At 72.3% G+C, this 10011-nt stretch carries 6 protein-coding genes; all 6 read right to left on the reverse strand.

The genetic code is table 11. From position 1 onward, the window contains the following. Positions 1-79: 79 nt before the first annotated feature. From AB0D93_RS35980 to AB0D93_RS36005, 6 genes are read right to left on the reverse strand one after another with little or no spacing between them, the layout of a single operon-like run. Positions 80-682, reverse strand: coding sequence for a sarcosine oxidase subunit gamma family protein (locus AB0D93_RS35980; RefSeq protein ID WP_362129049.1), 603 nt, complete (start codon positions 680-682; stop codon positions 80-82). Then, positions 675-3911, reverse strand: coding sequence for a sarcosine oxidase subunit delta family protein (locus AB0D93_RS35985; RefSeq protein WP_362129052.1), 3237 nt, complete (start codon positions 3909-3911; stop codon positions 675-677). Before AB0D93_RS35985 ends, AB0D93_RS35980 begins: the two co-directional genes overlap by 8 nt. Positions 3912-3932: 21 nt before the next feature. Beyond that, a complete protein-coding gene (locus tag AB0D93_RS35990; RefSeq protein ID WP_362129055.1) occupies positions 3933-5165 on the reverse strand; it encodes a sarcosine oxidase subunit beta family protein in 1233 nt (410 codons plus the stop codon). Beyond that, positions 5162-6445: a serine hydroxymethyltransferase gene (gene glyA / locus AB0D93_RS35995; protein WP_362129058.1), complete on the reverse strand. Its 1284-nt coding sequence runs from the start codon at positions 6443-6445 to the stop codon at positions 5162-5164. The genes AB0D93_RS35990 and glyA overlap by 4 nt, the downstream gene beginning before the upstream one ends. Further along, entirely contained in the window at positions 6442-7302 is an 861-nt protein-coding gene (locus tag AB0D93_RS36000; protein WP_362129061.1) for a bifunctional methylenetetrahydrofolate dehydrogenase/methenyltetrahydrofolate cyclohydrolase, read from the reverse strand. Before AB0D93_RS36000 ends, glyA begins: the two co-directional genes overlap by 4 nt. Before the next feature lie 22 nt (positions 7303-7324). Further along, on the reverse strand, positions 7325-9763 hold the full coding sequence (locus AB0D93_RS36005; RefSeq protein ID WP_362129065.1) for an FAD-dependent oxidoreductase: 2439 nt from the start codon (positions 9761-9763) through the stop codon (positions 7325-7327). Between the last annotated feature and the right edge of the window lie 248 nt (positions 9764-10011).

Here is a 10011-nt window from a genome sequence, read left to right on the forward strand (position 1 = left end):
CGTGTGACGTCGTGAGCGTCGGCGCTGAGACGGGCCGGGGGACGGCCGCACCCGATGGGCGGCCTCCCCTCGGTGTCCTTCACGCGTATTCCACGGCCGCGTCCACCAGCCAGTCCACCAGGTACCCGGCGAAGGAGGAGCGCACCAGCACCCAGAAACCGGCCCTGCTCGCGTCGCGGGCGACCAGGACGACCTGGGCGCGGGCCAGCGTGGTCTGCGCGCAGCGACCGGGGCCGAAGGCGCGCGGGTGGAGGTCCAGCGCGCAGCCGTGGGACAGCAGGTCGCGGGCGCGGGGACCGCCGACCAGGAGGGTGGTGCGCTGGGCGGAGACGTCGGTGACGGCGACCGGTTCGTCCCCGGCCGCCGAGCGGATCCGGCTCTCCAGGTCCCGTTCGGTGCCGGGCCGGCCCACCACGAGCCATTCGTCGGGGCCGAGCCACACCGCGGTCACGTCCCCCGCGTGCACGACGCTGTTGGGTTCCAGGGGCAGTTGGAGTCCCAGGGCCAGCCCGACGGCGTCCGCCGCCGGGCTCTTGGCGTCGAGGCGGACGTCGACCTGGGCCAGGAAGGGGAGTTCGGCCAGGCGGATCGCGCCCCGGGAGGAGCGCGTCACGGCGGCCAGGCGGTGCGCGGCGTCGGCCAGGGGGCTGCGCTGCCATGCGGTCGGGACGGTGTCAGCCATCGCGGCGGGCTCCCTCGGGGTCGTAGAGGACGGGACTGGCGACGGTCACCGGCAGCAGACGTTCGCCGACGGGCGCGTAGAGGCGTTCACCGACGCGCTCCCGGCCCCCCTTGATCAGGGCGAGCGCGAAGGTACGGCCGAGCGCCGCGCTGCGGTAGCTGGAGGTGACGTGCCCGAGCATCGGGACGGGCGGGGCGGGCAGTTCGCTGTCCGCGACCAGGTGGGTGCCCTCGGGGAGGAGGGCACCGGGGTCGTCCGGGAGCAGGGCGACCAGGTGCTTGCGGTCGGGGCGGACGGTGTTGGCGCGGGCGTGGGAGCGCTTGCCGACGAAGTCGGGCTTCTTCTTCGACACCGCCCAGCTCATGCCGAGGTCCTGCGGGGTGACCGTGCCGTCGGTGTCCTGGCCGACGATCGGGTAACCCTTCTCGGCGCGCAGGACGTGCATGGTCTCGGTCCCGTACGGGGTGATGCCGTAGGGGACGCCGGCCTCGTACAGCGCCTCCCAGAGCGCGAGGGCGTTCCAGGGGGACACGTTGATCTCGTAGGCGAGTTCGCCGGAGAAGCTGATCCGGCACACCCGGGCGTCGATGCCGGCGACGGTGGTCTCCCGCCACGCCATGAACGGGAAGTCGTCGTTGGACACGGCCAGTCGGGGCGCGAGTGAGCCGAGGACCGCGCGTGACTTCGGGCCGACGAGGGCCACGGTGGCCCACTGCTCGGTGACCGAGGTGCAGTGCACGTTCAGTCCGGGCCACTCGGTCTGCAGCCACTCCTCCATCCAGTCCAGGACGGCCGCCGCGTTGCCGGTGGTCGTGGTGACCAGGAAGCGGTCGGGTGCGAGGCGGATGACCGTGCCGTCGTCGAAGACCATCCCGTCCAGGCGGCACATCACCCCGTAGCGGATCATGCCGACCTTCAGGGTGCTCATCATGTTCGTGTAGAGCCGGTCGAGGAAGAGCGCGGCGTCGGGTCCCTGCACATCGATCTTGCCGAGCGTGGAGGCGTCCATGAAGGCCACGCCCTCGCGGGCGGCGCGGCACTCGCGCAGCACGGCGGTCTCCATGTCCTCACCGTCCTGCGGGTAGTACCAGGGCCGCTTCCACTGGCCGACGTTCTCGAACAGGGCGCCGTGCCGGACATGCCAGCCGTGCAGGGCGGTCGTACGGACGGGGTCGTGCAGCGCGCCTCGGTCGCGGCCCGCGAGGGTGGCGAAGGAGACGGGGGTGTACGGCGGCCGGAAGGTGGGCAGGCCGAGCGCCGCGACGTCCACGCCGAGGAGTTGGGCGACCACCCCGCTCGCCAGCACGCCGCCCGTCCTGCCCTGGTCGCCCCCGGTGCCGGCCGTGGTGTAGCGCTTGGTGTGCTCCACCGAGCGCAGGCCCGCGCCGGTCGCCCGCGCCAGGTCGTCGACGGTGACGTCGCGCTGGAGGTCGACGAACCGGGGAGCGCCGGTGGAGGTGGGGATCGTGAAGACCTGCATGGGCGGGGTGTACGGCTGCGCGATCGCGGCCGGGAGGACGGGGGCCTCGGCGGTGTATCCCTCCGCCTCGACCGCGCGGGCGCCGGCCGCCGCGCCCTGGGCGAGGGCCGTGGCCAGGTCGAAGGCGCCGTTCGCGCTGCCGGCGACCTCCACCGCCTGACGGCAGCTGTCGGGGACGAAGGTGCCGAGCTCCTCGTCGTAACGGAGTCTTCCGCCCGCCTGGCTGAACAGGTGCGCGACCGGGTTCCAGCCGCCGGAGACCAGGAGCAGGTCGACGGCGAACTCCCGCTGGGCGGTGCCGGATGCGTACGGGGCGACGGTCACCGCGGTGAGGCGGGCCCCGCCCTCGGTGCCGGTGACCGCGTGGCCGGCCAGCACCTCGATCCCGGCGGACCGGGCACGCTCTGCCCACTCCCCCGGCTCGGCCCGGGTGTCGACGATCGCCGCGATGTCCACTCCGGCCGCCGCCAGGTCGAGCGCGGCGGCGTAGGCACTGTCGTTGGTGGTGAACACGACCGCGTGCCGGCCGGGCAGGACGGCGTACCGGTGCAGGTAGGTCCGCGCCGAGGCGGCCAGCATCACGCCGGGGCGGTCGTTGTCGCCGAAGGCCAGCGAACGCTCGTGGGCGCCGGTGGCCAGGACCACGCGCCGGGCGCGGATCCGCCAGACACGCTCGCGGGAGACGTGCTCGGGGGCGTCGGCGCCGAGGTGGCTGGTGCGGCGCTCGACGGCGAGGAGGTGGTTGTCGTCGTAGTGGCCGAAGACGGTGGTGCGGCGCAGGACTCGCACTTCCGGGGCGGCTTCGAGCCGGGCGCGTGTCGCCGCCACCCAGTCGAGGTGTTCGCCGGTGCCGAGCAGGCTGCCTCCGAACTCCGGCTGGTCGTCGGCGAGGATGACGCGCGCGCCGCATCGCGCCGCGGCGGCTGCGGCGGCGAGACCGGCCGGGCCGGCGCCGACGACCAGCAGGTCGCAGTGGGCGTGTACGGCGTCGTAGCGGCAGGGGTCGGGTTCGGTGGCCAGGCGTCCCTGGCCGGGGAGGCTGCTGACTACCAGGCCGTCGTAGAGCTCGATGGTGGTGGCGGGGAGCATGGGCTCGGGGAAGGGGGCCTCGATCTGGACGACCGCGTTGGGTTCCTCGACGCCCGCGGAGAAGATGCCTCTCGGGCGGCCGAGCTTGATGCTGGTTGCTGCCGCGATGACGCCGTTGGCCAGGAGGGCGGAGGCCAGGGTGTCGCCTCGGTAGCCCTGGTACTCGGTGCTGTCGAAGGTGAAGGTGAGGGGGGTGTCGCGGTCGATTCGGCCGCCGGTGGGGGCGCGGAAGGGGTGGTCGCCCCCGCCGCCCCTGCCCTTCCCGTCCTCCAGGAGAGCTGCCCCTTCGGTCCCGCCAGTGGGCTCCGCCCCCTGGACCTCCGTCGGCCCTGAAGCGGCCTCGTCCTCAGACACCGGCCGGGCAGATACGAGCGGCCTCGGTTCGTACGTGGCCGGGCGCTCCTCCCCGGCCCGGTACACGGACAGGATCTCGTTCGTCGCCGTGTCCCGTACCGCGTTGAACCAGCGGCGGCAGCCCGCCGCGTGGCTCCACCGCTCTGCGAACGGGCCCTTCGGGTTGTCGCGGAAGAAGAGGTAGCGGGCCCATTCCTCGTCGGTGAGGGACGCCGGGTTCTCCGGGTACGGCACGTGGGCCTGGCCGCCGTAGTGGAACTCGGCCTCGTCGCGGGGCCCGCACCACGGGCAGGGGATGAGCAGCATGGTTCGGCTCCTCTCGTGGTCCTAGTGGGCCACCGCGGCCGCGCCGTGCTCGTCGACGAGCGCGCCGGTGGTGAAACGGTCGAGCGAGAAGGGGGCGTTCAGGACGTGCGGGGTGTCGTGCGCGATGGTGTGGGCGTAGACCCAGCCGACCCCCGGGGTGGCCTTGAAACCGCCGGTCCCCCAGCCGCAGTTGAGGTAGAGGTTCTCGACCGGAGTGAGCCCGACGATGGGCGAGGCGTCCGGGCTGACGTCGACGATGCCTCCCCAGGTGCGCAGCACATGGGCGCGGGCGAAGACCGGGAAGAGTTCCAGGGCGGCGGACATCTGCTCCTCGATGATGTGGAACGCGCCGCGCTGGGTGTAGGAGTTGTACGCGTCGATGCCGGCGCCCATCACCAGCTCGCCCTTGTGGGCCTGGCTGACGTACACGTGGACCGCGTTGGACATGACCACCGTCGGGTGAACCGGTTCCAGCAGCTCCGACACCAGGGCCTGCAACGGGTGGCTCTGCAGCGGGAGTTCGATGCCCGCCATGGCGGCGAGGACCGAGGTGTGGCCGGCCGAGCACAGGGCCACCTTGCCCGCGGCGATCGGCCCGAGGGTGGTCTGGACGCCGACCACCCGGCCACCGGCCACGTCGACTCCCGTGACCTCGCAGTTCTGGATGATGTCGATGCCCGCCGCATCCGCCGAGCGGGCGAAGCCCCACGCCACGTAGTCGTGCTTGGCGATGCCGGCGCGCGGCTGGTAGGTGCCGCCGAGCACCGGGTAGCGCACGTCGGGTGAGATGTTGACGATCGGGCAGGCCTCTTTGACCGCTTGCGCGTCGAGCCATTCGGCGTCGACGCCGTTGAGCCGGTTGGCCTCGACCCGGCGGACGCTGTCGCGGACGTCCTGCAGGCTGTGGGCGAGGTTCAGCACGCCGCGCTGGGAGAAGAGGATCGGGTAGTCCAGCTCCTCCTCCAGTCCTTCCCACAGCTTGAGCGCGTGCTCGTAGATGCCGGCGCTCTCGTCCCAGAGGTAGTTGGAGCGGATGATCGTGGTGTTGCGGGCCATGTTGCCGCCCGCGAGCCAGCCCTTCTCCAGGACCGCGACGTTCGTGATGCCGTGGTTCTTCGCGAGGTAGTGGGCGGTGGCCAGGCCGTGTCCGCCACCGCCGACGATCACCACGTCGTACGACCGCTTCGGCCGGGGCGTGCGCCAGAGGAAGTCCGGGTGGTCGGGAAGGTCGGCGCCGGGGGTGGTGGGGCTCATCGGACGTCTCCGTCGTGCGAGAGGTGCGGGTAGAGCGGGTGCCTGGCCGCCAGCGCCTCGGTGCGGGCGCGCAGGGCGGACACGTCCGGCTCCGGCTGGAGGGCCAGTGCGATCACGTCGGCGACCTCGGCGAAGTCCTCCTCGGTGAAGCCGCGGGTGGCCAGCGCGGGGGTGCCGATGCGCAGGCCGGAGGTGACCATGGGCGGGCGCGGGTCGAAGGGGACGGCGTTGCGGTTGACGGTGATGCCGATCTCGTGGAGCAGGTCCTCGGCCCGCCGTCCGTCGAGTTCGGAGTCGCGCAGGTCGACGAGGACGAGGTGGACGTCCGTGCCGCCGGTCAGCACCTTCACTCCGGCCGCTGCCGCGTCGGACCGCGTCAGACGCTCGGCGAGGATGCGGGCGCCGGCCAGGGTGCGGGCCTGGCGCTCGGCGAACTCGGGCGTGGCCGCGACCTTGAAGGAGACGGCCTTGGCGGCGATCACGTGCTCCAGCGGACCGCCCTGCATGCCCGGGAAGACAGCCGAGTTGATCTTCTTGGCCAGGTCGGCCTCGTTGGTGAGGACGACTCCGCCGCGGGGGCCGCCGAGCGTCTTGTGCGTCGTGGTGGTGACCACGTGCGCGTGCGGGACGGGGCTGGGGTGCAGTCCGGCGGCGACCAGGCCCGCGAAGTGGGCCATGTCGACCATGAGCAGGGCACCGACCTCGTCGGCGATACGGCGGAAGGCCGCGAAGTCCAGTTGCCTCGGGTACGCCGACCAGCCCGCGATGATCATCTTGGGGCGGTGCTCCTTGGCGAGCCGCTCCACCTCGTCCATGTCCACGAGGTTGTCCGCCGTACGGACGTGGTACGGCACGACGTTGAACATCTTGCCGCTGTAGTTGATGCGCATGCCGTGCGTGAGGTGCCCGCCGTGCGCGAGGTCGAGGCCGAGGACGGTGTCGCCGGGCTGGAGCAGGGCGAAGAACACGGCGGTGTTGGCCTGGGCGCCCGAGTGCGGCTGGACGTTGGCGTAGCCCGCGCCGAAGAGGGACTTGACGCGGTCGACGGCCAGGCGCTCGGTGACGTCGACGTGCTCGCAACCGCCGTAGTAGCGGCGGCCGGGGTAGCCCTCGGCGTACTTGTTGGTAGCGACCGAGCCCTGCGCCTCCATCACGGCGGTGGGCGCGAAGTTCTCGGAGGCGATCATCTCCAGCGTGGACTGCTGGCGGTGCAACTCGGCGCGGAGCGCGGTGTGGACCTCGGGGTCCAGCTCGGCCAGCGGGGTGTTCAGCGCGTTCATACGGGATTCGCGTTCCTCTCGGCGGCCTCGACGACGTTGGCGAGCAGCATCGCCCGGGTCATGGGTCCCACTCCCCCGGGCATGGGCGCGACCCATCCGGCGACCCGGGCGGCCTCGGGGTGGACGTCGCCGACGAGTCCGTGCTCGGTGCGGGTGATGCCGACGTCCAGGACGGCCGCGCCGGGGCGCAGCATGTCCGGGGTGATCAGTCCGGGCGAGCCGGCCGCCGCGACGACGATGTCCGCCTCGCGTACGTGCCGGGCCAGGCCCTTGGTTCCGGTGTGGCAGAGGGTGACGGTGGCGTTCTCGGAACGGCGGGTGAGCAGCAGGCCGATCGGCCGTCCTACGGTGATGCCCCGGCCGACCACGCACACGCGCGCCCCGGCCAGCGGGACGTCGTACCGCCGCAGCAGTTCCACGATGCCGCGCGGGGTGCAGGGCAACGGGGCGTCGACGCCGAGGACCAGCCGGCCGAGGTTGGCGGGATGCAGTCCGTCGGCGTCCTTGGCGGGGTCCATGCGGGCGAGGACGGCGTTGGTGTCGAGGTGGCGCGGCAGGGGGAGCTGGACGATGTAACCGGTGCAGGCCGGGTCGGCGTCGAGTTCGTCGACGACGTCCTCGACCTGGCGCTGGGTGGCGTCGGCGGGCAGCTCCCGGCGCAGGGAGGCGATGCCGGCCTGCGCGCAGTCGCGGTGCTTTCCGGCGACGTAGGCGCGGCTGCCGGGGTCGTCGCCGACCAGGACGGTACCGAGGCCCGGGGGGCGTCCGGCGACGGCGGTCAACTTGGCCACGCGCTCGGCGAGTTCGAGACGGATGGCGGCGGCGGTCGCCTTGCCGTCGAGGAGTCGTGCGGTCACCGGTGGTGGTCCTTCCCCTCGGCTAGCCACGGAGGCGGGACATGGACGGGTCGAACAGGGGCTCCTCGGCCACCACCGCTTCCACGCGCTGGTCGAAGTAGCCGATCCGCACCGCCGTACCGGGCACGGCCAACTCCGCCGGCAACCACGCGTACGCGATCCCCTTGCCGATCGTGTAGCCGTACGCCGCGCTGGTCACGTACCCGACGGCCCGCTCACCGTCGTACACCGGCTCCTTGCCCATCACGACGGCGGCCGGGTCCTCGATCGTGAGGCAGCTCAGCCTGCGCCGCACGTCGGCCTTGCGCCGCTCCAGCGCGGCCCTGCCGGTGAAGTCGCCCTTGTCGAGCCTGACGGCGAAGCCGACACCGGCCTCGTACGGGTCGTGCTCGTAGGTCATGTCGGTGCCGAAGGAGCGGTAGCCCTTCTCCAGGCGGAGGCTGTTGAAGGCGCCCCGGCCCGCGATGACGCCACCGAGGGGCTCGGCCGCGGCCCACAGGGTGTCCCACAGCTTCAGGCCCTGGTCGGCGGTCGTGTAGAGCTCCCAGCCGAGTTCGCCGACGTACGACAGCCGCATCGCCGTGACCGGGACGCTGCCGATGTGGGCGTGCTTGGCGCGGAAGTACTTCAGGCCCTCGTTGGAGAAGTCCGCGTCGGTGAGGGGCTGCAGGACCTCGCGGGCGAGCGGGCCCCACAGGCCGATGCAGCAGGTGCCGGCGGTGATGTCGCGGACCTGCACCGTGCCCTCGGCGGGCAGGTGGCGGGTGAACCAGTCGAGGTCCAGGTTGCCGTTGGCGCCCACCTGGAAGCGGTCGCGGGCGAGGCGGGCGACGGTGATGTCGCTGCGGATGCCTCCGTCGGCGTCGAGGAGCAGCGTGTACGTCACCGAGCCGACGGACTTGGCGACCTTGCCGGTGACCAGGCCCTCCAGGAAGTCGGCGGCACCGGGGCCGCTGACCTCCAGGCGCTTGAGGGCCGTCATGTCGTAGAGGGCGACCTTCTCGCGGGTCGCCTGGGCCTCCGCGCCGACGACGGGCGACCAGTACCGCGCGGCCCAGTCGTTGGGGGTGGGGATGTCGCGGCCCTCGACCAGCCCCGCGTTGGCCTCGTACCACTGGGGGCGCTCCCAGCCGTTCGCCTCCAGGAAGAACGCGCCGTGGTCCTGCTGGCGGGCGTAGAAGGGGCTGGTACGGATCGGGCGCGGCTTCCCGGAGGGCTGGAGGGGGTGGAGGATGTCGTAGACCTCGACGAAGTTCTGGCAGTCGCGGGCCAGGACGTACTCCGGGGAGAGCTGGTGCGGCTCGAAGCGGTTGACGTCGCACTCGTGCAGGTCGAAGGAGGAGCAGTAGCCGTCGACCAGCCATTCGGCGACGGCGCGGCCCACGCCGGCGGAGTGGGTGACCCACACGGCCTCGGCGACCCAGAAGCCCTTGACGTCCGGGGACTCGCCGAGCAGCGGGTAGCCGTCCGTGGTGAAGGAGAACAGGCCGTTGATGCCCTCCTCGACCTTGGCCTCCTTCGTGGCCGGGAGCAGCGACTGCGTCTCGGTCCAGGCGTCCTCGAAGTCCTCCTCGGTGAACTTCAGGACCGAGGGCATCTCCTCGGCCTCGTCCACGGAGAGGATGTCGTCGGCGGAGACGGGCATCGGGCGGTGGCCGTAGTACCCGATGCCGATGCCGTCGAAGCGGTCGCGGTAGTAGAGGTCGGCGTCCTGGTGGCGCAGGATCGGGCGGACGGCCTCCTCGGTCTGGCCGGCGAGGGCGGGGACCGGGCCGGTCCAGGCGAGCTGGTGGGCGAGCGGCGTGAGCGGCAGGTTCATGCCGACCATGCGGGCGATCCTCGGTCCCCAGATGCCGGCGCAGCACACGACGACGTCGGCGGGGATCTCGCCCTGGTCGGTCACCACAGCGGTGACGCGGCCCTCGCTCTGCCGGACGTCGAGGACCTCGTGGCGGGCGAGGAAGCGCACGCCGCGCCCGGTGGCCCGGCGGATCTGCGCCTCGACGGCCAGGACGGCCTTGGCGAGGCCGTCGGTGGGGACGAGGAGGCCGCCGAGGACCTTGTCCCGGTCGACCAACGGGTGCTTCGCCACGCACTCGTCCGGGGTCAGCAGGCGCGCCTCGATGCCCCAGGCGGTGATCCAGCCGTGCCGGCGGTGCAGTTCGGCGAGGCGCTCGGGGCTGGTCGCCACTTCGAGGCCGCCGACCTGGAGGAAGCAGGGCTCGCCGTCGACGTCCAGGGAGCAGAACTTCTCGACGGTGTAGCGCGCCAGCTCCGTCATGGTCTTCGAGGGGTTCGTCTGGAAGACCAGGCCCGGGGCGTGCGAGGAGGAACCCCCGGTGGCCGGGAGGGGGCCCTGGTCGACCACGGTCACTTCGGTCCAGCCGCGTGCGGAGATCTCGTCCGCGAGGGCCGCTCCCACGACACCCGCTCCGATGATCACCACTCGGGGTCCCGCCATCGCCCAACCTCCGAACTTGAGACCGGTCCAGTTGCTTTGTACGCAACTTGATTCAGGTTGCGCAACTCAATGTGCCTGTCGCCGTGGAGGGTGTCAAGGGGTCGGCTGACGTCGGAAAACGGCCCCGAACACGGCAGTGCCCGGCGGGCGGGTGGAGCGGTGTGCCGACCTGGCCCCCTGCCCCTTCGGGGCACTGCTCCGCGCGCCCGGATTATGCCGCGGCCACTTCAACACGCCCCGTACCTCGC

It is taken from the genome of Streptomyces sp. NPDC048191, from assembly GCF_040652655.1.
GTDB lineage: Bacteria > Actinomycetota > Actinomycetes > Streptomycetales > Streptomycetaceae > Streptomyces.